The organism is Bradyrhizobium sp. 76, assembly GCF_023073025.1.
Taxonomy (GTDB): Bacteria; Pseudomonadota; Alphaproteobacteria; order Rhizobiales; family Xanthobacteraceae; genus Bradyrhizobium.
The window spans coordinates 534335-559075 of the sequence record NZ_JADPIS010000035.1; the positions used below are offsets into that span (position 1 = coordinate 534335).

General features: G+C 64.8%; 27 protein-coding genes and 1 tRNA gene. 13 read left to right on the forward strand and 15 right to left on the reverse strand.

Going from position 1 to position 24741, the window contains the following annotated elements; translation table 11 throughout:
* Window positions 1–56: 56 nt before the first annotated feature.
* The 6 genes from IVB48_RS10305 to IVB48_RS10330 are packed head-to-tail and all read right to left on the reverse strand — an operon-like array spanning window position 57 to window position 7031.
* Window positions 57–464: a ribulose bisphosphate carboxylase small subunit gene (locus IVB48_RS10305; RefSeq protein ID WP_007594833.1), complete on the reverse strand. Its 408-nt coding sequence runs from the start codon at window positions 462–464 to the stop codon at window positions 57–59.
* Between the two features lie 11 nt (window positions 465–475).
* Complete coding sequence (locus IVB48_RS10310) at window positions 476–1936, reverse strand: form I ribulose bisphosphate carboxylase large subunit (protein ID WP_247356948.1); 1461 nt, start codon at window positions 1934–1936, stop codon at window positions 476–478.
* Window positions 1937–1967: 31 nt separating this feature from the next.
* Window positions 1968–3053, reverse strand: coding sequence for a class II fructose-bisphosphate aldolase (gene fba, locus IVB48_RS10315; RefSeq protein ID WP_247399790.1), 1086 nt, complete (start codon window positions 3051–3053; stop codon window positions 1968–1970).
* Between the two features lie 14 nt (window positions 3054–3067).
* Window positions 3068–5089, reverse strand: coding sequence for a transketolase (gene tkt, locus IVB48_RS10320; RefSeq protein WP_247399792.1), 2022 nt, complete (start codon window positions 5087–5089; stop codon window positions 3068–3070).
* A 16-nt stretch (window positions 5090–5105) separates the two neighbouring features.
* The gene (locus IVB48_RS10325; protein ID WP_063993396.1) at window positions 5106–5981 is read right to left on the reverse strand and encodes a phosphoribulokinase; all 876 of its coding nucleotides are present in this window, start codon (window positions 5979–5981) and stop codon (window positions 5106–5108) included.
* Between the two features lie 12 nt (window positions 5982–5993).
* Entirely contained in the window at window positions 5994–7031 is a 1038-nt protein-coding gene (locus tag IVB48_RS10330; RefSeq protein WP_247356953.1) for a class 1 fructose-bisphosphatase, read from the reverse strand.
* A gap of 122 nt (window positions 7032–7153) precedes the next feature.
* Here IVB48_RS10330 and IVB48_RS10335 point away from each other — a divergent pair, with 122 nt between their 5' ends.
* On the forward strand, window positions 7154–8125 hold the full coding sequence (locus IVB48_RS10335; RefSeq protein ID WP_247399795.1) for a LysR family transcriptional regulator: 972 nt from the start codon (window positions 7154–7156) through the stop codon (window positions 8123–8125).
* A 254-nt stretch (window positions 8126–8379) separates the two neighbouring features.
* On the opposite strand, the gene IVB48_RS10340 is transcribed toward IVB48_RS10335, so the two are convergent.
* From IVB48_RS10340 to IVB48_RS10365, 6 genes are all read right to left on the reverse strand, one after another.
* On the reverse strand, window positions 8380–8589 hold the full coding sequence (locus IVB48_RS10340; protein ID WP_007594851.1) for a hypothetical protein: 210 nt from the start codon (window positions 8587–8589) through the stop codon (window positions 8380–8382).
* Window positions 8590–8727: 138 nt separating this feature from the next.
* Window positions 8728–9138 (reverse strand): DUF4118 domain-containing protein, encoded by a 411-nt coding sequence (locus IVB48_RS10345; protein ID WP_247399796.1) that lies wholly within the window; start codon window positions 9136–9138, stop codon window positions 8728–8730.
* 139 nt (window positions 9139–9277) lie between these two features.
* On the reverse strand, window positions 9278–10471 hold the full coding sequence (locus IVB48_RS10350) for an MFS transporter (protein WP_247399798.1): 1194 nt from the start codon (window positions 10469–10471) through the stop codon (window positions 9278–9280).
* Window positions 10472–10523: 52 nt separating this feature from the next.
* Window positions 10524–11078 carry a TetR/AcrR family transcriptional regulator gene (locus IVB48_RS10355; protein ID WP_247399800.1) on the reverse strand — a complete coding sequence of 185 codons (555 nt, stop codon included), beginning with the start codon at window positions 11076–11078 and terminating at the stop codon, window positions 10524–10526.
* 912 nt (window positions 11079–11990) lie between these two features.
* Window positions 11991–12950: an N-carbamoyl-D-amino-acid hydrolase gene (locus tag IVB48_RS10360; RefSeq protein WP_247399802.1), complete on the reverse strand. Its 960-nt coding sequence runs from the start codon at window positions 12948–12950 to the stop codon at window positions 11991–11993.
* A 191-nt stretch (window positions 12951–13141) separates the two neighbouring features.
* Window positions 13142–13600 (reverse strand): hypothetical protein, encoded by a 459-nt coding sequence (locus IVB48_RS10365; RefSeq protein ID WP_247399803.1) that lies wholly within the window; start codon window positions 13598–13600, stop codon window positions 13142–13144.
* A 177-nt stretch (window positions 13601–13777) separates the two neighbouring features.
* Here IVB48_RS10365 and IVB48_RS10370 point away from each other — a divergent pair, with 177 nt between their 5' ends.
* The 3 genes from IVB48_RS10370 (at window position 13778) to IVB48_RS10380 (ending at window position 14969) form a co-directional block, all read left to right on the forward strand.
* A complete protein-coding gene (locus IVB48_RS10370) occupies window positions 13778–14038 on the forward strand; it encodes a hypothetical protein (RefSeq protein ID WP_247356963.1) in 261 nt (86 codons plus the stop codon).
* Between the two features lie 158 nt (window positions 14039–14196).
* Entirely contained in the window at window positions 14197–14421 is a 225-nt protein-coding gene (locus IVB48_RS10375) for a hypothetical protein (RefSeq protein WP_027568652.1), read from the forward strand.
* 221 nt (window positions 14422–14642) lie between these two features.
* The gene (locus tag IVB48_RS10380; protein WP_027568651.1) at window positions 14643–14969 is read left to right on the forward strand and encodes a hypothetical protein; all 327 of its coding nucleotides are present in this window, start codon (window positions 14643–14645) and stop codon (window positions 14967–14969) included.
* 33 nt (window positions 14970–15002) lie between these two features.
* Here the strand turns inward: IVB48_RS10380 and IVB48_RS10385 are convergent, their stop codons facing one another.
* Window positions 15003–15977 carry a tripartite tricarboxylate transporter substrate binding protein gene (locus IVB48_RS10385; protein ID WP_247399805.1) on the reverse strand — a complete coding sequence of 325 codons (975 nt, stop codon included), beginning with the start codon at window positions 15975–15977 and terminating at the stop codon, window positions 15003–15005.
* A gap of 410 nt (window positions 15978–16387) precedes the next feature.
* Window positions 16388–16464: transfer RNA gene (locus tag IVB48_RS10390), tRNA-Pro, on the reverse strand.
* Between the two features lie 68 nt (window positions 16465–16532).
* On the opposite strand from IVB48_RS10390, the gene IVB48_RS10395 reads away from it, so the two are divergent.
* The 6 genes from IVB48_RS10395 (at window position 16533) to IVB48_RS10420 (ending at window position 22233) form a co-directional block, all read left to right on the forward strand.
* Window positions 16533–17522: an L-threonylcarbamoyladenylate synthase gene (locus IVB48_RS10395; RefSeq protein WP_247399808.1), complete on the forward strand. Its 990-nt coding sequence runs from the start codon at window positions 16533–16535 to the stop codon at window positions 17520–17522.
* A gap of 22 nt (window positions 17523–17544) precedes the next feature.
* Window positions 17545–18972, forward strand: coding sequence for an FAD-binding oxidoreductase (locus tag IVB48_RS10400; protein ID WP_247399810.1), 1428 nt, complete (start codon window positions 17545–17547; stop codon window positions 18970–18972).
* A complete protein-coding gene (locus IVB48_RS10405; RefSeq protein ID WP_247399812.1) occupies window positions 18969–19412 on the forward strand; it encodes a GNAT family acetyltransferase in 444 nt (147 codons plus the stop codon). Before IVB48_RS10400 ends, IVB48_RS10405 begins: the two co-directional genes overlap by 4 nt.
* Window positions 19413–19421: 9 nt before the next feature.
* Window positions 19422–20003, forward strand: a complete 582-nt coding sequence (locus tag IVB48_RS10410) for a GDP-mannose pyrophosphatase (protein WP_247399813.1) — start codon at window positions 19422–19424, stop codon at window positions 20001–20003.
* A 70-nt stretch (window positions 20004–20073) separates the two neighbouring features.
* Window positions 20074–21003: a glycine reductase gene (locus IVB48_RS10415; protein WP_247399814.1), complete on the forward strand. Its 930-nt coding sequence runs from the start codon at window positions 20074–20076 to the stop codon at window positions 21001–21003.
* Between the two features lie 36 nt (window positions 21004–21039).
* Window positions 21040–22233, forward strand: a complete 1194-nt coding sequence (locus IVB48_RS10420; RefSeq protein ID WP_247399815.1) for a CoA transferase — start codon at window positions 21040–21042, stop codon at window positions 22231–22233.
* 60 nt (window positions 22234–22293) lie between these two features.
* Here the strand turns inward: IVB48_RS10420 and IVB48_RS10425 are convergent, their stop codons facing one another.
* Complete coding sequence (locus IVB48_RS10425) at window positions 22294–23058, reverse strand: SOS response-associated peptidase (protein ID WP_247399816.1); 765 nt, start codon at window positions 23056–23058, stop codon at window positions 22294–22296.
* Between the two features lie 63 nt (window positions 23059–23121).
* Between IVB48_RS10425 and IVB48_RS10430 the strand changes: the two genes are divergently transcribed.
* The 3 genes from IVB48_RS10430 to IVB48_RS10440 are packed head-to-tail and all read left to right on the forward strand — an operon-like array spanning window position 23122 to window position 24502.
* On the forward strand, window positions 23122–23622 hold the full coding sequence (locus IVB48_RS10430) for a hypothetical protein (RefSeq protein WP_027568643.1): 501 nt from the start codon (window positions 23122–23124) through the stop codon (window positions 23620–23622).
* 18 nt (window positions 23623–23640) lie between these two features.
* On the forward strand, window positions 23641–24075 hold the full coding sequence (locus IVB48_RS10435; protein WP_247399817.1) for an NUDIX hydrolase: 435 nt from the start codon (window positions 23641–23643) through the stop codon (window positions 24073–24075).
* A gap of 49 nt (window positions 24076–24124) precedes the next feature.
* Window positions 24125–24502 carry a TIGR02301 family protein gene (locus tag IVB48_RS10440; RefSeq protein ID WP_007607220.1) on the forward strand — a complete coding sequence of 126 codons (378 nt, stop codon included), beginning with the start codon at window positions 24125–24127 and terminating at the stop codon, window positions 24500–24502.
* The last annotated feature ends 239 nt before the right edge of the window (window positions 24503–24741 follow it).

Sequence of the window (24741 nt, forward strand, 5' to 3'; positions counted from 1 at the left end):
AGCAGTGGTCCGCCAAGGAAACGGAGCAGGGAGTGCTCCGCGCGGAGGAGAATGACTTAGGTTGGCGCGTGCGCGGGCTGCCGGCGCACAGTGGTGTACCGGATCGCGCGTCCGCCCACCTCCTGCCGCACCAGCTCGAACTCGGCTTCCTGCGGCGGGCGATTGACGATGAACGAGATCCGAACCGATTCCCAGCCATGGCTGGAGTCGAAGCCGCTGAGACGGATGTAGCGGTCGCCATACACTCTGCGGCATTCGGCGAGCTCCATCATCACGCCGGCGGCGTCCTGGAGATCGAACATCGGCAGGCCCCACATCTCCCAATAGGTGTTGCGGGGATGCGGATCGTCGGTGAACTCGATGTTCACCGCCCAGCCGTTGGTCAGGCAATACTGCACTTGCTTGGTGATCTGGTCATCGGTCAGATCTGGCAGGAACGAGAAGCAGCCTTGGGTCAGCTTCATGTCAAATCTCCTCAAACGGTTTCGAGCGCGGTCGGCACGAAGTCAGGCGTGTCGGTGGATTCATAATTGAAGGAGACGTCCTTCCAGACCTCGAGTGCAGCTTTCAGCGGTGTGCAGGTCTCGGCCGCCCTGGCCAGGATCTCCGGACCTTCGTGGACATAGTCGCGGCCCTCGTTGCGAGCGAGGATCATCGCTTCCAGCGCCACGCGGTTGGCGATCGCGCCGGCCGCGATGCCCATGGGATGGCCGATGGTACCGCCGCCGAACTGCAGCACGACGTCCTCGCCGAGCAGGTCGAGCAGCTGATGCATCTGGCCGGCATGGATGCCGCCGGAGGCGACCGGCATCATCTTGTTCAGGCTCGCCCAGGACTGATCGAAGAACAGCCCGTGTTCGAGCCTGGTCGGGTTGAAGTCCTCGCGGCAAACATCGTAATAGCCGCGCGTGGTGTTGGGATCGCCCTCGAGCTTGCCGACCACCGTGCCGGCATGGATGTGGTCGACGCCGGCAAGCCGCATCCACTTGGCGATGACGCGGAACGACACGCCGTGGCTCTTCTGCCGCGTGTAGGTTGAGTGACCGGCGCGATGCAGATGCAGGATCATGTCGTTGCGCCGCGCCCATTTCGCCATCGACTGGATCGCGGTGTAGCCGATCACGAGGTCGATCATGACGATGCACGACCCGAGTTCCTTCGCGAACTCCGCGCGCTCGTACATGTCCTCCATCGTTCCAGCGGTGATGTTCAGGTAGGTGCCCTTCGCCTCCCCGGAGGCCGCCTGTGCGCGGTTCACCGCTTCCATGCAATAGAGGAAGCGGTCGCGCCAGTGCATGAAGGGCTGCGAGTTGATGTTCTCGTCATCCTTGGTGAAGTCGAGCCCGCCCTTCAGCGCCTCGTAGACCACGCGGCCGTAATTGCGGCCCGAGAGGCCGAGCTTCGGCTTGACGGTGGCGCCGAGCAGCGGCCGGCCGAACTTGTCGAGCCGCTCGCGCTCGACCACGATGCCGGTTGCCGGCCCCTGGAACGTCTTCACATAAGCGACCGGGAAGCGCATGTCTTCCAGACGCAGCGCCTTCAGCGGCTTGAAGCCGAACACATTGCCTATGATCGAGGCCGAGAGGTTGGCGATCGAACCAGGCTCGAACAGGTCGAGGTCATAGGCGATGTAGGCGAAATACGAGCCCGGCGTGCCCGGCACCGGATCGACGCGATAGCATTTTGCGCGATACTTCTCGGCAGCGGTCAGGCGATCGGTCCACACCACCGTCCAAGTCGCGGTGGAAGATTCGCCGGCGACTGCGGCCGACGCCTCGATCGGGTCGACGCCCTCTTGCGGCGTGACGCGGAACAGCGCGATGACATCGGTGTCCTTTGGCACGTAATCAGGCTCCCAATAGCCCATGCGCTTGTATTCCATCACGCCCGATCGATATCTTTCCTTGCCGCGGACGGTTCCTGCATGTGCATTCATGGCTCTCTCCTGCTCTTCTCTCTCTGAATGATTAGGCCGCGACGGGCTCGCGGGCGTCGATGCTGGGATCGAGTTCTCCGGCGCGGTAGCGCCGCGCCATCTCGCTCAAGGGAACGACCTTGATCCGGCTGGCGTGGCCTGCAGTCCCGAACTGCTCGAAGCGCTCGCGGCAGAGCTCGCGCATCGCATCCATCGCGGGCTTGAGGAATTTGCGCGGATCGAACTCGGAGCGCGTTTGCGCGGCGACCTTGCGGAACACCGCGGTCATCGCCAGCCGGCAGTCGGTGTCGATATTGACCTTGCGCACGCCGCTCTTGATGCCGCGGACGATCTCCTCGACCGGCACGCCCCAGGTCTGCGGCATCTCGCCGCCGAACTGATTGAACATGTCCTGGAGCGGCTGCGGCACCGAGGAAGAGCCGTGCATCACGAGATGCGTGTTCGGCAGACGGCGATGAATCTCCTCGACCACCCGCATCGCCAGAATGTCGCCATCCGGCTTGCGGCTGAACTTGTAGGCGCCGTGCGAGGTGCCCATCGCGATCGCGAGCGCATCGACCTTGGTGGCGCGGACGAAGTCGACCGCCTGGTCGGGATCCGTCAGCAACTGATCGTGGCTGATCGTGCCTTCGACGCCGTGACCATCCTCCTGTTCGCCGCCACCATGCTCGAGCGAGCCGAGCACGCCGAGCTCGCCTTCGACGGAGGCACCGACCCAATGGGCGAGATCGACGACGCGGCTGGTGATCGCAACGTTGTAGTCGTAATCGGCCGCGGTCTTGGCGTCTGCCTTGAGCGAGCCGTCCATCATCACCGAGGTGAAGCCGTGGGCGATCGCGGAGGCGCAGGTCGCTTCGTCGTTGCCATGGTCCTGGTGCATGCAGAGCGGGATGTCCGGATAGGTCCGCTCCAGCGCGTCGATCATGTGCGAGAGCATGAGGTCGCCGGCATAGCTGCGCGCGCCGCGCGAAGCCTGGATGATCACCGGCGCGTCGACCTCGGCCGCCGCCTGCATGATCGCGATGCCCTGCTCCATGTTGTTGATGTTGAATGCCGGCACCGCGTAGCCGTGACTGGCGGCGTGGTCGAGCAGCTGACGAAGGGTGATACGGGCCACGACAATTCCTCCTGTTATTGCTTGCTTGTGCGGGCAATCGCCCGCCGGGCGGCTTCCGCGACGCTTTGCGGCGTGATGCCGAATTCGCGGTAGAGCACCGGGGCTGGCGCCGAGGCACCAAAGCCGCGCATGCCGATGAATTCGCCGTCAGTGCCGATCCATCGATGCCAATCGCCGACGATTGCAGCCTCGATGCCCACCCGTGGCACAGTGCCGAGCACGGCAGCGCGGTAGTCCTCCGGCTGCTCCTCGAACAACGCGAAGCAGGGCGCGGAGACTACGGCCGCGCGGACGTGCTCGGTGGCGAGCAGGCGGGCCGCCTCCAGCGCAATAGACACTTCCGAACCCGTTGCGATGAGCGTCACGTCGCGGCCGCCGTCCGGCGAAACGATCAGATAGGCGCCCCGTGCGACGCGGTTTCTACCGCGCACGTCGCTGCGGAAGGTCGGCAGCGCCTGACGGGACAGGCACAGCACGGACGGACGATTTTCAGCTTGGAGCGCGCAGTCCCATGCTTCCAGCGTCTCAACCGCGTCGGCCGGCCGGAAAACAAGCAGGTTCGGAATGACGCGAAGCGCTGCGAGATGCTCGACCGGCTGATGCGTCGGGCCGTCCTCACCGAGACCGATGGAGTCATGGGTCATCACATGAATGACGCGGATCCGCATCAAGGCCGCAAGGCGGATCGCCGGCCGGCTGTAATCGGAGAACGCGAGGAAGGTGCCGCCATAGGGAATGAAGCCGCCGTGCAACGCGAGGCCGTTCATCGCTGCCGCCATGCCGTGCTCGCGGATGCCGTAATGGATGTAATCGCCGGCGAACGCGCCGCGCTTGACCGGGGTCTGCGCCTTGGCATGCGTCAGGTTCGAATGCGTGAGGTCCGCCGAGCCACCGACAAATCCGGGAATCGTCCCTGCGATTCCGTCGAGCACCTGTTGCGACGCCTGCCGCGTCGCGAGCTTCGGACGCTCGGTGGCAAAGCGCTCGCGCAACTTCGCCGAGGCCAGGGCATAGGCGTTCGGCAGGGCAACCGACTTACCCTCGACAAACAGATCGCGCTGCTCAGGCGTCGCGCATTCATAGCGATCGAGCCAGGCGAGACGCTCGACCTGCCCGCGCTGCCCGATCATCCGCCATGCTTTCAGGACCGTGACAGGCACCACGAAGGGCTGATAGTCCCAGCCGAGCGCTCGCCGCGCCGCCGCGGTCTGCTCGGTGCCGAGCGGCGCGCCGTGCGCCTTCTCGGTGCCCTGACGATCCGGCGCGCCATAGCCGATGATGGTGCGGCAGGCGATCAGCGACGGTCTTTGGCTCTCACGCTCCTCGGCTATCGCCTGCGCAACTGCTTCGGAATCGTGCCCATCGACACGGCGCACCGACCAGCCTGAGGCGGCGAAGCGCGCGAGCTGGTCGTCGGAGGTCGCAAGCGAGGTCGGCCCGTCAATGGAGATGCCGTTGTCGTCGAACAGCACGATCAGGCGGCCGAGCCCGAGATGGCCGGCGAGCGAAATCGCTTCCTGGCTGATGCCTTCCATCAGGCAGCCGTCGCCGGCGATAACATACGTAAAGTGATCGACGAGGCCATCGCCATGCCGCGCATTACCCATCCGCTCGGCGAGCGCCATGCCGACCGCGGTCGCAATCCCCTGCCCCAGCGGACCGGTCGTCGTCTCGACGCCCGGCGTATGGCCATATTCCGGATGGCCCGGCGTCTTCGAGCCCCATTGCCTGAAGGCCTTGATGTCATCGAGGCTGACGTCGCCGCCGGTGAGATGGAGCAATGCATAGAGCAGCATCGAGCCATGGCCCGCCGACAGCACGAAGCGATCACGGTCCGGCCAGTGGGGGTGAGCCGAGTCGAATTTCAGAAATCGCGAGAACAGCACGGTGGCGACATCGGCCATGCCCATGGGCAGTCCGGGGTGGCCGGACTGCGAGGTCTCGATGGCGTCGACCGCGAGGAAGCGGACGGCGTTGGCGAGATCATTGTGTGTGACCGCGGTAAGGTCTGCGTCGGCGTGGACGGAGATGTTCATCGGATCCTCCCCTCGTTCACTTCAGGTTTCGCTTGCGCTCGATGAGCTGCATGATCAGCGGCGTCAGGATCAGCTGCATGGCAAGATCGAGCTTCGCGCCGGGGCACACGATCGAATTGGCGCGCGACATCCAGCTTTGCGGCAGCATCGAGAGCAGGTAGGGGAAGTCGATGCCGCGCGGGTTCTTGAAGCGGATCACGACCATCGATTCGTCCGGCGTTGGGATCCAGCGCGCGATGAATGGATTGGAGGTGTCCACCGTCGGCACGCGCTGGAAGTTGATGTCGGTCTCGGAGAACTGCGGACAGATATAGTGGATGTAGTCGGGCATCCTTCGCAGAACGGTGTCGGTGACGGCCTCGGTCGAATAACCTCGCGCACTGCGGTCGCGGTGCAGCTTCTGGATCCATTCGAGATTGATGACGGGCACGACGCCGATCTTGAGGTCGGCGTAGCGCGCGACATTGACCTTGTCGGTGACGACCGCGCCATGCAGGCCCTCGTAGAACAGCAGGTCGGAGCTCTCCGGCAGCCGTTTCCATTCGGTGAAGGTGCCGGGTGCGGCACCATGCAGCGCGGATTCCTCGGCATCGTGGACATAGTGCCGCGTCGTCGCCGTACCGGTCTCGCCATAGTCGCGGAAGGCACGCTCCAGCTCCTCGAACAGATTGGTCTCGGGGCTGAAATGGCTGAAATGCCTGTTGCCGCGATCGGCCTCCTTCGCCATCTGCGTGCGCATTTCCGCGCGGTCGTAGCGATGGAAGGCGTCGCCTTCGATGTAGGCGGCGTTGACCTTCTCGCGGAAGAATATCTGTTCGAAAGTCTTCTTGACCGACGTGGTGCCCGCGCCGGAAGAGCCGGTGATGGAGATGATCGGATGCTTCCTGGACATGGGATGCCTCGCTTACAGCCGGAAGAAGCCGCGCCGCGCGAACAGCGGTGCGGAGACGCTGGCGACCAGCAAGGGATCGCAATGCAGGTCCTCGACGCGCTGCACCTCGTTGTTCGAACCCATGATCAGCGGCACGCGCTGGTGCAGGCTCTGCGCTGAAAGCTCAAGGATGCGTTCGCGCCCGGTCGACGCGGAGCCGCCGGCCTGCTCGACGATGTAAGCCATCGGGTGCGCCTCGTAGACGAGGCGCAGGCGGCCGTCGCCATAGCCCGGCCGTGCATCAGAGGGATAGAGGAACACGCCACCGCGGGTGAGGATACGGTAGGCCTCGGCAACCAGCGAGCCGACCCAGCGCATGTTGAAATTGTGGTTGGCCTGCCCTTCCACACCGGCGAGGCATTCGTCGACGAAGGCGCGCACCGGCTGTTCCCAATGCCGGCGGTTCGAGGCGTTGATCGCGAACTCCTCGCAGGTCTCGGAGATCTGCACGGCGCTACGCGCGAGACGGAAGCAACCGGACTTGCGATCCAGCGTGAAGATATCGACACCCTCGCCAAGCGTCAGCACCAGCGAGGTCTGCGGGCCGTAGGTGACGAACCCCGCCGCGAGCTGCGCCGAGCCGCGCTGATGGAAGGCGAGCGCGAGATCATCAGGCGCGGGCAGGATCGAAAAGATCGTGCCTACGGTCATGTTGATGTCGATGTTGGAGGAGCCGTCGAGCGGATCGATCGCGACGCAGATCTTGGCCTTGCGGTCGCCGATCTGAGGTTCGCGCATCTCCTCCGACGCCAGTGCCGCGATCGGCAGCTTGCCGAGACAGCGGCGCAGGATCGCATCCGCCTGCACGTCGAGATCGCGCTGGACGTCACCGTCGCTATTGCGGCCGGTGGTCAGGCCGGAGGCGTCCGCAAGGTCTCCGGTGGCGATGAGATCGGCGATTTCGATCGCGGCCGCCGCGATGGCATCGACCGCGGACGCCACGGCCAGCGCATGCGGCGCCGTCTCGGAATACCGCTGAAGGTGGTCGTCCAGCCTGAGTTGCCCGGTCATCTGCGTCCATCCCCTTTGCTGGTGCCGTATCCAGTTCCCTCCTCGCTGGAGGTCCGGTGCGGTCAGTGCCAACAACGATGAGATTGACAGGGCCGGCTTAATAAGGAAAATTTCTATTCATAATGAGCGCCAAAGAATTATCTTATAATGCCCATTCGGCGGCACAGCTCCGGCATCTGACGATCCGGCAGCTTCGCTCGCTCGCGGCGCTCGCGGCCAAGGGCAGCGTCACGGCAGCCTCGACCCAGCTCGGCTTGACGCAGCCGGCCGTGACCCAGCAACTGCGCCAGCTTCAGGATCTCGCCGGCCTGCCGCTGCTGCAGCGGACCGGCGACGGCATGCTGCTGACGGAGGCGGGCAAGGAGGTGCTTACCCTCGCCGAGCGCGTCGAAGCCGCAATCACCGACTGCCAGGGCGCGCTCGACCTGCTCGCCGGGCGAACCGGCGGCACGGTGCATCTCGGCGCGGTCTCGACCGCAAAATATTTCGTGCCGCACGCGATCGCGGCATTCTCGAAGCGGTATCCGAAGATCGAGCTCAAGCTCACGGTCGGCAATCGCGAGGAGATCCGCGAGGCCATGCACGGCTACGACCTCGATTTCGCGGTGATGGGTCGGCCACCGGCCGATGTCAGCGTCGACGTCCGTCAGCTCGGGCGGAATCCGCACATCATCGTCGCACGCAAGGGGCACTGGCTGGAGAAAGATTCCGGCCTCAACCTGACCGACCTCGTGCACGAGACCTTCCTCACCCGCGAGCCTGGCTCGGGCACGCGGACGCTGATGGAAGGCATGTTCCAGAGGTCGGATCTCGAGCCGATCATCGGCATGGAGATGAGCAGCAACGAGACCATCAAGCAGGCTGTCATCGCCGGGCTCGGCATCGCCTTCATCTCGGCCCACACCGTGGCCCACGAGCTCACCGAGGGCCGGCTGATCGTGCTCGACGTCGCGGGCCTGCCGATCGTGCGGCAATGGTACGTGATCCGCCGCAGCGACAAGGTGCTGTTGCCGCCGGCGCAGGCGATGTTCGATTTTCTCGGCTCGGAGGGGGCGAACTATCTGCCCGAATTGCCCGAATTCGGCGCGCGATAGCCCGTCGAAATTCAGCCCATCAGCTTCATCGCGACCGTGGCCGCGAGAATGACGATGATCTGGAGCAGGCGCTCGGTCGTGAAGATGCGGTTGAAGGTGGTCATCGCTTGCCCCGGCCGAATTGGAATGTCTCGGTCGGGACGTTGCTAGCACAGGCGGGCGTCGAGATAACTCCGTAATCGCCCCGTGTTTTCCGTGCGCGACCCGACGGCCGACGCGGGCCTGCGCAAGGCCGCGCCGCCGATGGTTAACGATCAGGCCGCACGCGTAGCAGCGTAATCCATCCGCGCGGCGAAATAGGCTTCCAGCTCCAGCAGCGCCCGTGCTTCCCAATCCTTCGCCTGCTCGAGCAGCGACCAGCTCTGGCCCGGGCGGAATGCAGCGGTCTGGCGATAGAGCGATGCGATGCCGCGATAGCGGCGCACGTTCTCCAAGATGGCGTGACCGGTTATTTGGCCGTTCATGTCCGAAAACTCCCTCGTCATTCCGGGGGGAGAAATTGCGGCCAAATCTTTTTTGAAAAGTTAGCGCCGCGCGGCAAGCGCGCGAATGGTTTCCGGACTGTTGCCCGCGCGCAACGTGCGCGGCCGTACAAGGCCGATCTATTGCGAATTCGTTGCCGCGCTCTCGCTGCGCGGCTTCAATCCACCGCGGCTGATGATCTCGCGGCAGAGATCGGCAAGTCCGATCACCAGCACCGCGAACAGGCAGAACAGCTTGATGGAATCGGCATGCGCGCTGGTCAGAGAATTGAACTCGAAGAAGGGCGGAATGAACGCCCACCACACCAGCGGAATGGTGAGCAGTGCGGCGAACGCCGCAACTGGCACGCCCGCGATAATGCCGAGCACGAACAGGCTGGGCAGGAACGCTGCGAAATAGAGTTTTGCGCCGAGCGCGACACAGACGCCCTGGAGCGCAGCCGACATTGCGACAACGACGAATCCAAGCAGAAACGCCTGCCACGACCATGGTCGTACCTGCGGTACGCCAACCAGCCCCGCACGCCTCATCAGCCTCCCCCTGCCGCCCGTTAACCAGGCTCGCTTGCGACCAAAGTACTACAGCGGCAGGGAAACTGCGAGGTGGAAATTGCCGGCCGGACGGCCTTGGTAAACAAGCCGAATCGCACAATTTAGGCGACCGCGGCCACTACTCGGTGGCCGCATAGACCAGGCCTGCGACGGGTAGCGCGAGGCCAATGGCCGATGCCAGCGTCCAGCCGCCTTGCGCAAACGCCCAGGCGCCGACCGCCGAGCCCGCCGCGCCCGCGGTGAAGAACGTCGCCATGTAGAGGCCGTTGAGGCGGCTGCGGTGCTCATGCCCCAGGGCAAAGATCGCGCGGAAGCCGAGCACGACGTTGCCCTGCACGCCGATGTCGATCGCGATCGCGGCCACGACCAGGCAGGCGAGGTTCAGCACCGATCCGGGCGCGCCGACATGCGTGATCAGGAAGCCTACGGCCGCGAGCAGCAGCGCGACCAGTGTTGCCATGCGGCTGTAGCCGCGATCGGCAAGCCGCCCCGCGATCGGAGCCGCGAACACGCCGGCGACACCGGCGAGCGCGAACAGCGCAATGCCGCGCTGGGTGAAGCCGAACTCGCTCGCGAGCAGCAGCGGCGTCACGGTCCAGAACAGGCTGAAGGCGCCGAACAGGCTGGCCTGGTACAGCGCGCGGCGGCGCAGCAGCGGCGTGGTCCGCGCCAGATGCGGCATCGACAGCAGCAACTCGCCGTAATGCATCCGCGCGACCGGCTTGCGCTTCGGCAGCGTCATCCAGAGTACCGCTGCGAGCACGATCATCAGTGCGGCCGAGCAGAAGAACACCGCGTGCCACGACAGCATCGCCGTGACGAAGCTCGACACCGGTCGCGCCAGCATGATGCCGAGCATCAAGCCGGTCGAGACGTTGCCGACGACACGGCCGCGAATGGCTGCCGGCGCAAGGTGCGCCGCATAGGGAATGATGATCTGCACCGCGACCGAGCCGAGCCCGATGAACAGCGCGGCCATCAGGAACGGTAGCGCATGGGACGCGGCCCCCGCGGCGAGCAGGGCTGCCGCGCCGAGCGTGATGACGGAGCAGATCAGGGTGCGGTTCTCGACGAGGTCGCCGAGCGGCACGATGAAGAGAAGCCCCACGCCGTAGCCGATCTGCGTCATGGTGACGATCAGTCCCGCCGCTTCATGCGACAGGCCGAGCGCGGCGCTGATCGGGGCGATCAGCGGCTGGGCGTAATAGATGTTGGCGGCGACCATGCCACAGGCCGCGGCAAGCACGAAGGTCAGGCGCTGCGACACCGCATCCGGCTCGGGGGCTGTCTCGCTTGTGGCATTCATCGTCATTCACATAGTCTCCAGATATAGGAAACGCTCGTTTCCTAATATGACAAAAAATTCAGGCGAGCAGCTTCATCGCGACGGCGACCAGGCGCTTGCCGTCGAGCGAAAGGCGCGCCTTGCCGACGACGCGCAGACCCTGCGTGATGCAGATTATCAGCCGCGCGGTGTCGTCGGCGGCGACATGGCGGGGAATCGAGCCATCAGCTTGCCCCTCGCGAATGAGGCCAGCGATGAAGCCTTCGTTGGTCTCGAGCCGCGCGCTGACGAGGGCGGCCACCACCGGATCGACCGCGGACATTTCGACCGCGCTGCCGACCACGAGACAGCCGCGCCGCCCCTCGCTGCCCTGGGAATGCTCTACATACGACAATAGCATGTTGCGCAGCCGCTCGCGCCCGTTGGCGCCTTTCGCCGCGGCGCTACGCGTCTGCTCCTGGCGCAGAGCGACATAGCGCTCGAAGGCGGCGAGAAACACCGCATGCTTGTCGCGAAACGCCTTGTAGACGCTGCCGGTCGCCAGCCGCATCGCCGCGGTGAGATCGCCAATCGAGGTCGCATGATAACCGCGCTCGGAAAACACGCGCACGGCCCCGTCGAGGGCAATGTCCATGTCGAACTCCCGGGGACGGCCGGGCGGACGCGCGACGGAGCGGGATTTGCGGGCGGCTTTTTGCATTGCGGGATAATAGGGAATGATTGTTTCCGAATAAAGACACGTGGTTGTGATTGGGGAGGTGGGTCAGACTGATGGCCACCAACTCCGGCGTCGTCCTGGCAAGGCCAGGACCCATTATCCCAGGGGAGGGGTTTGGCGGACATTCTCTCTAGATCGTCATTGCGAGCGCAGCGAAGCAATCCAGAATCCCTCCGCGGCGGCAGACTGGATTGCTTCGCTGCGCTCGCAATGACGGAGTATGAGGCGGCAGCGCCAATTTTCCGGCTCGCATCTTTAATTGCAGACACGGCTTCGCGTTCTTGCCGTGCTCTCCCGGGAGCCGAGTTCCTGCTGGCCTCCCTCGCCTTCACAGAAGTCGCCGACACCGCGCCGGTTGACGCAGATGCCGCATCCGCAAGAGCTTGACCGTAGCAACGACGGCCAGGACCACACGGTTTTGCCGTACGCACGGCCCGCCATTTCGCCACCGGTTTCGGCGGCGTTGTGCACGTTGCCGCCGACCTGATGACGAGACGAAGCCTAGCAGCGCCGCTCGTCGGAACGAAGCGTTGGGCTCACGGAGAGCAATAATCCGCCCTGCCCCACGCCTCTCGCACCCGAACGCTGCCGCGTCCACCGCAAGCCCGGCTCGCGAACGTGACGACCACAAGATCGCCCCTCAAGGATGAGCCGGGATGGGCGACATATACGTCAAAACCGAATTTCGGTAAAGTGGAATATTTTTGCAGGAAGGGGTTGACGGAGTGCGGGTGTTTTGCCCGACCGCAAGTCTTGTAGCCCGGACGAGCGAAGCGACACTCTCGCAGCGGTCCCGGGTATCGCTTCGCTCACCCGGGCTACAGGAGTTCACCCTGTCGTTCGCACCGGCGTTCTGTCCGCCATCAGGGTCACGCCCTTCCGTTCGACAATCATCCGGTAGGCCTGCGGCTGACGGTGAACGTCGAAATTAAAGGTGGTGCGCTTGTAGGAGTTGCAGAGATCGAGATCGCAGCGAGCGAGCGCGATCTCGTCGCCCTTGGTCGTGCATCGCGCGATGATCTCGCCGGAGGGCGCGATGACGCAGCTTCCGCCGATGTGGTCGACGCCCTCCTCGACACCGGCCTTGGCGACGCCGACCACGAAGGTGCCGTTCTGGTAGGCGCCGGCCTGCATTACCAGATGATTGTGGAACAGCGAGAGATCGTCATGCTCGGGCGCGGGCGGATTGTGCACCGGCGTGTTGTAGCCGATCATCACCATCTCGACGCCCTGCAGCCCCATCACCCGATAGGTCTCGCTCCAACGGCGATCGTTGCAGATCGCCATCCCCATCACGCCGCCAAAGGCCTCGGTCACGCCGAAACTACTGCCAGGATCGAAATAGCGCTTTTCCAGATGCTGGAATTCGCGCCAAGGCTCGTGCTCGGCATGCCCGGGCAAATGCACCTTGCGATATCTCGCGACAATCTCGCCACTCTTCTCGACCAGGATGGAGGTGTTATAGCGCCTGACAATTCCGGCCTCGACCGTCAGCTCGGCATAGCCAAGATAAAATCCGATGCCGATCTCGCGCGCGAGATCGAACAGGCCTCTCGTCTCCAGCCCCGGCATCTCACGCTCGAAGAAGCTGTCTATCTCTGCCTGATCCTCGAAATACCAGCGCGGAAAGAACGTGGTTAGCGCGAGCTCGGGATAGACGATCAGGTCGCAACCGTTGGCGTGCGCCTGGCGCATCAAGGCCATCAGGCGCGCCACGACCGCGGTTCTCGTCTCTGTCCGCGCGACAGGGCCAAGCTGGCCGGCCGCGATCGTCACAAATCTCGTCACGAATCTTTCCCTCGTCCGCTTCCTGGGTCAGGTCGCGGCAGAGACTATCGTGCGATGCGTCGCGCGCACAGCCTCGCTGTCCGGCACGGTGCCCAACCGAGAGGCAGTTCGACCGTCACGCGGGGGCCGCCGAGGATGAATGGCGATCGACCGCATCCACATCGCGCGAAAACACCCTCGCAGAGCGGCACTCACCATTCTGCGGCGACGGGCTCGTTGAAGAACTGACTGCGCGCCGCCATGCGCGACGGCTGGCGGCGACGATGCCGCTCCGCGACGCGCTTGTTCGGAGCGGCCGCCTTGGCCTGCGTGGGCGATGCGGCCTTGGTGTCCGAAGCCTTGCCGTCCGAAACCTTGGGCTCCGCGGCGGGCTGCGCCGCCATGGCAAATGCCTGGCGCGTACCGTCCGGCGCGACTGGCGCCGCCGCGTCTGACGTTGACGCCACAGTTTTGGTCAACGGAATCTGGCGCACGTTGGTGTCGAAGATGATCTTCTCCGGCCAGGTCTGTGCAGAATGAATTCGGGCGATCGAGAGGTCCGGCCCGGTTTCGGCGGCCGCACTCACGGGGCCGGCCAGGTAGTAATCAGCAAGGTACAGCAGGGCGAGCAGAGCGCCGCCGGTGAAGACGAAATAGCGGATGAGCGGCATGGGTCCCTCGATCGCCTCGTTATCGAGGCCCCTGCAGCAACGGGAAAGAGTGGTAATCGTTCCGGTGCGCCGTGGAGCAATCGCGGGAGACGCTCAGCCGCCCACTGGCATTGTGCTTGCTGGACGGCAGTCAAATCCCTCAGACCCGCAGTGGGTCTGTTTCATCGTGAGGCGATCATGCACCCGACGTCCCGTTTCGAAGCGACCATGCCGACCCAGCTCCACGCATTGATCTCCGATCTGCGCTGGCGCATGCAAATGATCGACGCCGACATTCTGGAGGAAGAGCGGAAAGCTGGAATCTCCGATCCCCAGAACGTCGCCTACCCCATGCTCGCGCAGAACCTGCGGGCCCGGCGCGACAATATCCGGGTGAGCATCGCCATTCTCGAAAGCCGGCTTGAAAAGCAATCGACCGAGTGGCCGCGCGCGGCCTGATGCGCGGTGACGGGCCGAGCTCCAGACGCACGCTAACGCGAGGGAACTCCCGTTGCTGATCTGCAACGGTTCCCGTCCGTCTGAAGCCGGACAAAAGAAACTCCCATTGCGGCCACGAACCCATCTCACAACGCCGTGAGACGAGCAGGGGAACTACGATGCGTGCGCAACGAGTCTGGGTGGTGAATGGGGCCGCCAGCGTCGAACAATTGCAAACCAGATTGGACGATCTGAACAAGCGGCTCGGTCAACTCGAGACCCAGCACCCCGAGAGCTGGAAAGTCGAAGAGCTCAGATCGAGCGCACTCAACCTGTCGCGCGAGATCGACGACATCCGCTGCGCCGAGGCGACGGCGGCGCTCAGCGAGTTGCTGCGGAAATAGCCCGCGTTCGCGATTCGCCCGTCGCGGCTGGAACCAACGCCGCCTCCCCGCCATTGCCATGCCGAGCATGGAGCAAAATCATGACCAGGCACCTGACGCGGACCGATCTCGCGCGCGGCGTGGCCGGCGCGGTATCCACACTTGTCCTGTGCGCGACGATGGCCTTCACCATCGCGCGCCACTTCGCGTTGTAAGGCATTTGGCCCTGTGAGGGATTTCCGATGACGTCCGACCCCGAGGAATCGGTCAGGCTGCAAGGTTACGGCGAGATGACCCTGCGTACGGCCGTCACGACGATGATGCTGCTTGCGCCGCGCGAGCGCGCGGACGCCGCCATCTTCCGCGTCCGCGACGGCGTGCGGCTCGCCTCAAGCGAGATTGCCGAACTCGCCTCCGAATGGGGCATCACGCCAACACCGGAGATCAGGTCTCCGAACCTCGTCCCGGAGCAAAATTGGACACATGTCGTTCGCGGCATGGTACGCGAGGCGCCGCTGCCGGCACTGATGATTGCGTTTATGGTCGGCGTTCTGGTGGCGCGGCGATAGTCTCGCAACAACCGCCGGCGACAGCTGGGTTGATTACTTCTGCTCGTTCGCGCGCATGTCTTCAGCATAAGGACGCAACGCCTCAGACATGCCGTCGAGTCGTTTCTGCCACTCAGCGCCAGTCAGGAAAGCGATCACCGGCGCGTCGCCAGGCGAATTCGTCAGGTACTCGGGATTGCGCAGGCCTTCCGCAATCCCGGCTTCCAGCTTCTTGACGATGTCGTCCGGAACGCCCTTCGGCACCGCGAAGCCGCGTTCTGCCGTCGTCGTGATCGGAAAGCCCACTTCCTCTGCTGTCGGAACTTCGGGCAGCGATGGAAAGCGCTTCTTCGACAGGATCGCGATGACGCGAAGTGGCCCCTTGTTGGTCCCATGTAATTCGGGAATCTCGCTGAGAGTGACCATCCCGACTTCCAGATGCCCGCCCAATAGATCGGTCCGCTGCGCGGCAGTTCCTCTGTAAGAGATTTCGTTGGGCTCGACCTTCGCGGCTGCTGCCAGCATGCGAATGGCCAAATGACCGTTCGTGCCGGCACCGTTGTGACCAAACGTCACCGAGCCCGGCTTGCTGCGAAGTGCGGCAATGACATCCGGCAAATTCTTGAATCTGCTGTCCGCGGGAACCACCATCACGTTCGGATCTTCAACGATCCGTGCGACCAGCCGGATTTCATCCGTAGTGTATTGGGTTTTGCGCGTCATCGGCAGAAAGTTGTAGCCCGGCACGTTGACGACGCCGATCGAATAGGCGTCGGGCGCCGCGCGCGCGATCGCAGCAAACGCGATCTCTCCACCAGCGCCAGGCTTGTTCAGGACGACAAACTTCGCCTTACCGCCTAGCGCGCGCTCAACAAAGGGAAGAAGTTTGCGAGCCATGACATCGGTACCGCCGCCGGGCGCAAAGCCGACGACGACTTCGATCGGCTTGTCTTCCGGCCACGCGGCCCATGCCGATCCGCAAGCAGCGAAGGTAAAAGCTGCAACAAGCGCGACGATTTTCTTGTTCATGTTCCTGCCCTGTTTTTTGTCATTGGCGGATTGCGCTGCTTGAAGCTGCGATCGACTGCAGGTTCATCTAACCGTCGGTCTGACCGGATGGCAACCGACCGTCCCGAGCGCGAGCGTTTGATGAGTTACGGCGGTTTTCGAGGCAATTGCGGAAGCGTCAGAGGAGGCCTCGTGGGAGCCGTGCCTGGTGGTGATTTGATTGGCTCGCTCGCGGCGAGACGGTAATTCTCTGACCTACCGTGCAACGCCGGATCAGGGATGCCGGCGAAAAGAAAGCCATGCCGCTGCGGCACACGCCTCTGCCCGGCCAAATCGGCCGTGGACCCGCGCCCTAAATCGTTGCAATAAGGCGCTTCCGAGGCCCCGGCGACCGGTCCGCCGAGCCTCTAGAACGTCGACTTTTGGAAGAATGGTCGGAGTGGCAGGATTCGAACCTGCGACCCCTGCGTCCCGAACGCAGTGCTCTACCGGGCTGAGCCACACTCCGACAAGAGGCCGGCTTATAGCGTCGGGTTTGGCGCACCGCAAGCGGCCGAGCTGAGGAATCTTATCCCTGTGAAAACGGGTCTTGAAACGCTGATTTTACCGGCCGGCGAGGCCGGCGCGGAAGCTGCCGCCCGGACATTGGCCGCCGGCGGGCTGGTCGCGTTCCCGACCGAGACGGTCTACGGGCTCGGGGCGGACGCCGGAAATGCCGGCGCGATCGCCCATCTTTACGCCGCCAAGGGGCGGCCGGCATTCAATCCGCTGATCGCGCATGTCGCCGACCTCGCGGCCGCGCGGAGGATCGGACGATTCGACGCCTGCGCCTTGCGCCTCGCGGAGGCGTTCTGGCCGGGGCCGCTGACGCTGGTGGTGCCGAAGACGGAAAACTGCCCGGTGGCCGAGCTTGCCACCGCGGGCCTCGACACGGTCGCGATCCGCATTCCGGCCCATCCGGTGGCGCAGGCGATCCTGCGCGTCTTCGGCGGGGCGGTGGTGGCGCCGTCCGCCAACCTCTCCGGCCACGTCTCGCCGACGCTGGCCGCCCATGTCGAGGGCGACCTTGCGGGGCGGATCGACCTGATCGTCGACGGCGGACCCGTTACGGTCGGCGTCGAATCGACCATCGTCGGCTGCTTTGCGGCGCCGATGCTGCTGCGGCCCGGCGGGCTGTCACGCGAACGGATCGAGACCGTGCTCGGTGCACCGCTGGCGCGACTGCCCGCGGAGGCCGACAGCGACGACAGCCAGCCGCTGGCGCCGGGCATGCTGGCCTCGCATTACGCGCCGCGCGCCAATGTACGGCTCAATGCGCGGGACGTCGCGCCGGGCGAAGCGCTGCTGGCGTTCGGCCCCGCGCGCCTGCCCGGACTGGAGGCCGCCACGGCGGTCATGAATTTGTCGCCCAGCGGCGATCTCGATGAAGCCGCCGCCAATCTGTTCGGCTATCTTCGCGCCCTCGATGCCAGCGGGCCGCGGGCGATCGCGGTGATGGCGATCCCCGAACAATATCTGGGCGAAGCGATCAACGACCGGCTGCGCCGGGCGGCCGTGGCGCGATAAGAGCGAAGCAAGAGACAAGACAATGAACGTTAATCATTCCGCGACCCCACCGCTTGCGCCCGAGCTGATCGAACAATTCCGCAGAATCGTCGGCGAGAGGCACGCCATCACCGATGCGGCCGACATCGAGGCCTATGTCACCGAGGAGCGCAATCTGTTCCACGGCCGCTCGCCGCTGGTGCTGCGCCCCGGCTCGACCGCGGAGGTCGCCGCGATCTGCAAGCTCGCCTCCGAGCATGGGATCGCGCTGGTGCCGCAGGGCGGGAATACCGGGCTCGTCGGCGGCCAGACGCCGCATCATGGCGAGGTGGTGGTGTCGCTGCGGCGCCTAGACAAGATCCGCGAGGTCGACACCGCCTCCAACACCATGACCTGCGAGGCCGGCGTGGTGCTGCAGATCGCGCAGCAGAAGGCCGCCGACGTCGACCGGCTTTTTCCGCTCTCGCTCGGCGCGGAAGGGAGCTGCACCATCGGCGGCAATCTCTCGACCAATGCCGGCGGCACGGCCGCGCTCGCCTATGGCGTCGCGCGCGAGATGGCGCTGGGGCTCGAGGTGGTGCTGGCGGACGGGCGCGTGCTCAATGTGCTGTCGAAGCTGAAGAAGGACAACACCGGCTACAATCTGCACAACCTCTTCATCGGCGCCGAAGGCACGCTCGGCATCATCACGGCGGCGACGCTGAAGCTGTTTCCGAAGCCGCGGTCGATCGAGACCGCCTTCGTCGGGCTGAAGTCGCCGGACGCCGCCCTGAAGCTGCTGGCAATCGCGCAAAGCGAGGCCGCCAATGCGCTGACGAGCTTTGAGCTGCTGTCGGAAATGGCGGTCGATTTCTCGATTCGCCACGGCATCGACGTGCGCGATCCGCTCGCGCAAAAGCATGCCTGGTACGTGCTGATGGAATTGTCGTCACCCGGCGATGACGCCCGCACGCCACTGGAAACGATCCTCGGCCGCGCCATGGAGGACGAGATCGTCGACGACGCGGTGATCGCGGCCAATTTGACCCAGCGCGCCGGCTTCTGGAAGCTGCGCGACGAGATGTCGTCGGCGCAGAAGCCGGAGGGCGGCTCGATCAAGCACGACATTTCCGTGCCGGTGGCCACCGTGCCCGCCTTCATCGCCGAGGCCAATGAAGCCGTGGTGAGACTGATCCCCGGGGCGCGACCGGTGCCGTTCGGCCATCTCGGCGACGGCAATCTGCACTACAATGTCAGCCAGCCCATCGGCGCCAACACCGCGGATTATCTGGCGCGCTGGCACGAGATGAACGCGGTGGTGTTCGCCATCGTGCTGCGCATGGGCGGCTCGATCTCGGCCGAGCACGGCATCGGCGTGCTCAAGCGCGACGAGCTGCCCGAGGTGAAGGACAAGACCGCCATCGAGCTGATGCGACAACTCAAGGCGATGCTCGATCCGCTTGGAATCATGAACCCGGGCAAAGTGCTGTGAGTGCGCTGAAGATCGAGGCGATCACCGAGGCCGATGTCGAGCCCGTGGTGGCGCTGTGGCAGCGCTGCGGGCTGACGCGGCCGTGGAACGATCCGCATGCCGACATCGCGCTGGCGCGGCGGCGCGACAATTCCACCATCCTGCTCGGCCGCGACGGCAGCGCCATCGTCGCCACCGTGATGGTCGGCCATGACGGTCATCGCGGCTGGGTCTATTACGTCGCCGTCGATCCGGGCAGCCAGAAGGGTGGTCACGGCCGCGTCATCATGGCCGCGGCCGAAGACTGGCTGCGTCAAGCTGGAATTTTGAAACTCCAGCTCCTGGTCCGGCGCGGCAATGAGCAGGCCAATGCGTTCTACCAGTCGCTGGGTTTCGAGGAATCGACCTCGGTGATGTTCCAGAAGTGGCTCGACGGCCGCACCACAACGCCAAGCAATTGAGATCGAGCCATGACGATTTCCGACCGCGTCCGCATCAAGGACGTCCGCGTGCTCTCGGACGGCTGGACCACTCTCAGGAACACCACGTTCGAGTACCGGCGCGCCAATGGCGAATGGCAGACGCAGCATCGCGAGACCTATGAACGCGACAACGCCGCCGCGGTGCTTCCGTATAATCTGGCACGCCGTACGGTGATCCTGGTGAAGCAATTCCGCTTGCCGGCCTTCATCCGCGGTTACGACGATCTGCTGATCGAGGCGGCCGCCGGCGTGCTGGACGATGCCTCGCCCGAGGTACGCATCCGCGCCGAGGCCGAGGAGGAAACCGGCTATCGCCTGCACCACGTCCACAAGGTGTTCGAGGCGTTCATGAGCCCCGGCGCCATCACCGAGAAGCTGCATTTCTTCGTCGCCGAGTACGAGCCGGAGATGCGGGTCAGCGACGGCGGCGGCCTCGAACACGAAGGCGAGGACATCGAGGTGCTGGAGCTTGGCATCGACGAGGCGCTGGCGATGATCGCGGACGGGCGCATCATCGACGCCAAGGCAATCATGCTGCTGCAGCATGTGGCGCTGCATGTGTTTCGGTGAACTTGCTTACTCTTGAGCTCACCCCCGACTATCTCTAGTCTGTCGCCAACGAGAACCAGGAGACGCGCCCATGTCCGCTTCGCGCGACGACGAATTCGGCTTTGCGCCCGACTATGACGCCCCCGTGCCCTATATGCAGCGCACGCGGGACTATTACGCCGCGATTGGCTACACCACCGCGTATCGCTGGGCCCACTACACCGAGGCGCCGTTCCAGCCGCTGAAGAAGCCGCTGTCGCAGTCGCGCGTCACCATCATCACGACGGCCGCGCCGTACGATCCAGCCAAGGGCGACCAGGGTCCGGGCGCGGCGTATAATGGCGGTGCGAAATTCTACCAGGTCTATGACGGCGACACGGCGAAGCCGCACGACCTTCGCATCTCGCATATCGGCTACGACCGCAAGCACACCACGGCCACCGACAACGGCACCTGGTTTCCGCTGCCGCAGCTTTTGAAGGCGAGTGCTGCGGAGCGCATCGGCGAGGTGGCCCCGCGCTTCTTCGGCGCGCCGACCAACCGCAGCCATCGCGTTACCCTCGACACCGACGCGCCGGAGATTCTGGCGCGCTGCCTTGCCGACAAGGTCGATGTCGCCGTGCTGGTGCCGAACTGCCCGGTCTGTCACCAGACCACGGCGCTGGTGGCGCGGCATCTCGAGGCGAACGGCATTCCGACGGTGATCATGGGCTGCGCCAAGGACATCATCGAGCACGCTGCGGTGCCGCGCTTCCTGTTCTCGGATTTTCCGCTCGGCAATTCCGCCGGCAAGCCGCACGACGTCGCCTCGCAGGCGCAGACGCTCGAACTGGCGCTCAGATTGCTGGAGAACGCGAGCGGCCCGCAGACCACCATGCAGTCACCGCTGCGCTGGAGCGAGGACGCCGCCTGGAAGCTCGACTACAACAACGTCGCGCAGCTCTCAGCCGAAGAGCTGGCGCGCCGCCGTGCCGAATTCGACAAGCAGAAGGAGATCGCGCGCGGCAATCGCGCCGCCTGACGTCCTCCGACAATCAAAACAAAAAGGGAGAGCGACGTGACGCGACCGTTCGAGGGCGTGAAGATCCTGGACTTCACGCAAGTGCTGGCAGGCCCCTATGCGAGCTACCAGCTCGCGCTCCTGGGCGCCGACGTCGTCAAGGTCGAGCGGCGCGAGGGCGAGGACATGCGCCGCACGCCGCTCTCGCGCGAATGGGCCGACCGCGGTCTCGCGCCAGCGTTCCAGGCCATCAACGGCAACAAGCGCAGCCTGACGCTCGATCTGCAAAAGCCCGATGCGATCGCGATCGTGAAGAAGCTCGCCGCGCAGGTCGACGTGGTCATGGAGAATTTCCGCCCCGGCGTGATGGACAAGCTCGGCATCGGGTATGAGGCGCTGTCCGCGATCAATCCGAAGCTGATCTACTGCGCGGTATCAGGCTTCGGCCAGACCGGTCCGGATCGGCTGCGTCCCGGCTATGACGGCAAGATGCAGGCGCTGTCCGGCATCATGGCGATCACGGGTCATCCCGAAACCGGCCCGACCCGTGCGGGCTTTGCCGTGTGCGACGTGCTCTCGGGCGCGACCGCCGCGTTCGGCGTGTCGAGCGCGCTGTACCAGCGCGATCGCACCGGCAAGGGCCAGCTCATCGACGTCTCCATGCTGGAGGCGACGATGGCGTTTCTGTCGGGGCAGATCGCGGACTGGTCGGTCGCCGGCCATCGCCAGCAGCTGTCAGGCAATCAGGCTGTCAGCCGCAGGACCACGGCGAATTTATTCAAATGCGGCGACGGTCACATCCTGCTCGCCGTCAACAACGAGAAGCAATACCGCGCGCTGATGTCTGCACTGGGCCGCGAGGATACGTTCAGCGACCCGCGCTTTGCCGACTGGTTTGCCCGCAACGAGAACGAGCCGGCGCTGCGCGCCATCATCGAAGAGGCGCTCGCGGCAAGGCCGGCGCGCGAATGGGAGACCATTCTGGAAGATGCCGGCGCGCCCTGCGCCAGCATCTGGAAAGTCGAGGAAGTGATCGACCATCCGCAGATCAAGGCGCGCGGCGCGATCCAGGAGCTGGATACGCCCTATGGGCGCCTTCGTTTCGCCAGCAGCGGGTTCAAACTCGCGCATGGCGGCGGACGCCTCGACCGGATGGCGCCGGAGCTCGGCGCGGATACGGATGTGGTGCTGGGGGAACTGGGGTTCGACGCGGCGGAGATCGCGGCGTTGCGGGCGAGGGAGATCGTGTGAGGCGCAGCCTCGGTGTCGGCCTTCGCCGAGACGACAGTGGAGTAAATAGCGCCAGCTTGCCTAGAACAACGACCCCTGCCCGTCATCCGCCGAGCCGGCCGCGGCCTTCCGCACCGCCCGCTTCGGTTTCGCGGCCTCTACCTCCGCTTCCACGTCCTCCGCACTGATCGGAAGCAGCAACTGGTCGTCGTCATTGGCGACGCGGTTGACGCGGGTGGAGACCGGGTGCCAGGCGAATTCGCCGATGCGCGGGGCGGTCATCAGCGGCAACACGGCATCGACGTCATCGCTGCGGCTGTCGAGCCAGCGCTCGAAATCGCGCGGGCTGATGGTGACGGGCACGCGATCATGCAGCGTGGCGAGATCCTCGCCTGCGGCCGCCGTGACGATCGCGACCGTGTCGAGCTCCTCGCCGTTCGGCCCAACCCAGGTCTCGAACAATGCGGCAAAGCCGAGCGGCGCGCCGTCGGCGCGATGGATGAAGAAGGGCTGCTTGCGGCCATCCTCCGTCTTCCATTCGTAATAGCCGTCGGCCGGAATCAGGCCGCGCCGCCGGCGAATCGCGCGTTTGAAGGCGGGCTTCTCCAGCACCGTCTCGGAACGGGCATTGATCAGGAGCGTAAATCCCTTGGGATCCTTGACCCAGCCCGGCAGCAAACCCCAGCGCATCAGTCGGAAATGGCGCGCGCCGTTCTCGGCCAGCACGACCGGAATCGGTTGTGTCGGGGCCACGTTGAACCGGGGCGGGAAATTCGGCTGCTCAATGTAGCCGAACAGTTGCCGCAAAGCCGCGGGGGCCGAAGTAATGACGAAGCGTCCACACATCCTTGAGGGCCTATATAGGGTCCGTTCAGGTCCTTTTAACCCCGAACGTTAACACTGCGGCAGATGAGCTCAACGGTCTCCCAGCCGGCGCGAATGCATGGACAGACGGCGCCCGAGGCCGCGGCCTGGGCCGAGCGGCTGCGCGTGGCCAACATCAACCCGCGGACCGGGCTTGCCACCGACTATCTCAACCATTTCAATGAAGCCGTGATGCTGCTGGAAATGGTCCCCGACATGCCGGAATGCGCGGAAGATTTTCTGACCTGGTCGCCGCTGTCCTATGCCGAGCATTTCACGGCGTCGAATTTCAAGGCCCGGGATCTGGCGATCGAGGCCTATGAACAAGCCGACCCGAACGTGCGCGCCCAGTTCGACCACCTCACCGACACCATGACTTCGATCCTGACGGCGGTCGGCTCGGCCATGCGCGAGGTCGAGAAGGACACGACCCGCGTTCGCCTCGCCGAGCAGGCCGCCCACTGGGTCAAGCCGCTGATCGCGGCCTGCGGCGGCATCATCAATGGCGGCGCGGAAGCCGACGTCGACAACATCATGGCGAACTAGGCCCGAGCAGGTGAAGTCATGGCTGCGATCGTTCAGCCCACCCGTCCCCAAATCGCGGTCAGTGCCGCGATTTTTCGTGACGGCAAGGTGCTTCTGACCCGTCGCGCACGCTCGCCGGCAAAGGGGTTCTATTCGCTGCCGGGCGGTCGGGTCGAGTTCGGCGAATCGCTGCACCAGGCGCTGGCGCGCGAGATCGACGAGGAGACCGGGCTCGATATCGACATCATCGGCCTCGCGGGCTGGCGCGAAGTGCTCCCGGCCGCGGCCGGCGCCGGCCACTACCTGATCATGTCCTTTGCTGCCCGATGGGTGGCCCGGGAGCCGGTTCTCAACGACGAGCTCGACGACTACCGCTGGATCGCCCCGGAGGCCCTAGCGGGCCTTGGCGACCTCAAGCTGACCGGCGGGCTGGAAGAGGTCATCCAGTCGGCCCACCGGCTGATCGGCCCCTGACAGCCCCCCGCCTTGCGTCCACCGCCCCGAGGAGGCATACACCCGGCCGATGTCGACGCGATTTCTGGCCATTTTTGCCCTGATTCTCGCCTGTGCCTCGGTGCCCACGAGGGCTCAGGACGGGGCAGCGCCGTTTGACGGCGATTTGCAGCGGCTGGCGGAGATCCTCGGTGGGCTGCACTATCTGCGCGGCATCTGCGGGTCCAACGAGGGCAACAAATGGCGCAGCGAGATGCAGGCGCTGATCGATGCCGAAACCCCCGCGGGCGAACGCCGCACCCGCATGATCGCCGGCTTCAACCGCGGCTATAACGGTTTCCAGCAGACCTACCGGAGCTGCACGCCGGCCGCGACGGTGGCGATCCGCCGCTACATCGAGGAAGGCGCGAAGATCTCGCGCGATCTCACGGCGCGTTACGCGAACTGATTCCTGTCGGCTTCATCCTGCAACGCAAATTCCTCATCCTGAGGAGCCCGCCAAAGCGGGCGTCTCGAAGGATGAAAGGCCCGGCTCTAGCGGGGCCTGCATGGTTCGAGACGCGCGCGAAGAACGCGCTCCTCACCATGAGGATTGGGCTGTCGGACGCGCGGCGGGGAACCCCGTCGTCGAGTTTGTACACAGCCGTTAACCGTTCCTAAAGATGTGGCCTAGCGGGCGTTAACGCG

Excerpts from the sequence above, each read along its gene's own strand:
- IVB48_RS10380 (WP_027568651.1), top strand. The coding sequence starts at position 14,643 with ATGACGTCCGACCCCGAGGAATCGGTCAGGCTGCAAGGTTACGGCGAG.
- IVB48_RS10400 (WP_247399810.1), top strand. The coding sequence starts at position 17,545 with ATGAACGTTAATCATTCCGCGACCCCACCGCTTGCGCCCGAGCTGATC.
- IVB48_RS10350 (WP_247399798.1), bottom strand. The coding sequence starts at position 10,471 with ATGACGATGAATGCCACAAGCGAGACAGCCCCCGAGCCGGATGCGGTG.
- IVB48_RS10370 (WP_247356963.1), top strand. The coding sequence starts at position 13,778 with ATGCACCCGACGTCCCGTTTCGAAGCGACCATGCCGACCCAGCTCCAC.
- IVB48_RS10355 (WP_247399800.1), bottom strand. The coding sequence starts at position 11,078 with ATGGACATTGCCCTCGACGGGGCCGTGCGCGTGTTTTCCGAGCGCGGT.
- IVB48_RS10340 (WP_007594851.1), bottom strand. The coding sequence starts at position 8,589 with ATGAACGGCCAAATAACCGGTCACGCCATCTTGGAGAACGTGCGCCGC.
- IVB48_RS10435 (WP_247399817.1), top strand. The coding sequence starts at position 23,641 with ATGGCTGCGATCGTTCAGCCCACCCGTCCCCAAATCGCGGTCAGTGCC.
- IVB48_RS10310 (WP_247356948.1), bottom strand. The coding sequence starts at position 1,936 with ATGAATGCACATGCAGGAACCGTCCGCGGCAAGGAAAGATATCGATCG.
- IVB48_RS10375 (WP_027568652.1), top strand. The coding sequence starts at position 14,197 with ATGCGTGCGCAACGAGTCTGGGTGGTGAATGGGGCCGCCAGCGTCGAA.
- IVB48_RS10410 (WP_247399813.1), top strand. The coding sequence starts at position 19,422 with ATGACGATTTCCGACCGCGTCCGCATCAAGGACGTCCGCGTGCTCTCG.
- IVB48_RS10330 (WP_247356953.1), bottom strand. The coding sequence starts at position 7,031 with ATGACCGGGCAACTCAGGCTGGACGACCACCTTCAGCGGTATTCCGAG.
- IVB48_RS10335 (WP_247399795.1), top strand. The coding sequence starts at position 7,154 with ATGAGCGCCAAAGAATTATCTTATAATGCCCATTCGGCGGCACAGCTC.
- IVB48_RS10440 (WP_007607220.1), top strand. The coding sequence starts at position 24,125 with ATGTCGACGCGATTTCTGGCCATTTTTGCCCTGATTCTCGCCTGTGCC.
- IVB48_RS10385 (WP_247399805.1), bottom strand. The coding sequence starts at position 15,977 with ATGAACAAGAAAATCGTCGCGCTTGTTGCAGCTTTTACCTTCGCTGCT.
- IVB48_RS10305 (WP_007594833.1), bottom strand. The coding sequence starts at position 464 with ATGAAGCTGACCCAAGGCTGCTTCTCGTTCCTGCCAGATCTGACCGAT.
- IVB48_RS10425 (WP_247399816.1), bottom strand. The coding sequence starts at position 23,058 with ATGTGTGGACGCTTCGTCATTACTTCGGCCCCCGCGGCTTTGCGGCAA.
- IVB48_RS10415 (WP_247399814.1), top strand. The coding sequence starts at position 20,074 with ATGTCCGCTTCGCGCGACGACGAATTCGGCTTTGCGCCCGACTATGAC.
- IVB48_RS10430 (WP_027568643.1), top strand. The coding sequence starts at position 23,122 with ATGAGCTCAACGGTCTCCCAGCCGGCGCGAATGCATGGACAGACGGCG.
- IVB48_RS10325 (WP_063993396.1), bottom strand. The coding sequence starts at position 5,981 with ATGTCCAGGAAGCATCCGATCATCTCCATCACCGGCTCTTCCGGCGCG.
- IVB48_RS10365 (WP_247399803.1), bottom strand. The coding sequence starts at position 13,600 with ATGCCGCTCATCCGCTATTTCGTCTTCACCGGCGGCGCTCTGCTCGCC.
- tkt (WP_247399792.1), bottom strand. The coding sequence starts at position 5,089 with ATGAACATCTCCGTCCACGCCGACGCAGACCTTACCGCGGTCACACAC.
- IVB48_RS10345 (WP_247399796.1), bottom strand. The coding sequence starts at position 9,138 with ATGAGGCGTGCGGGGCTGGTTGGCGTACCGCAGGTACGACCATGGTCG.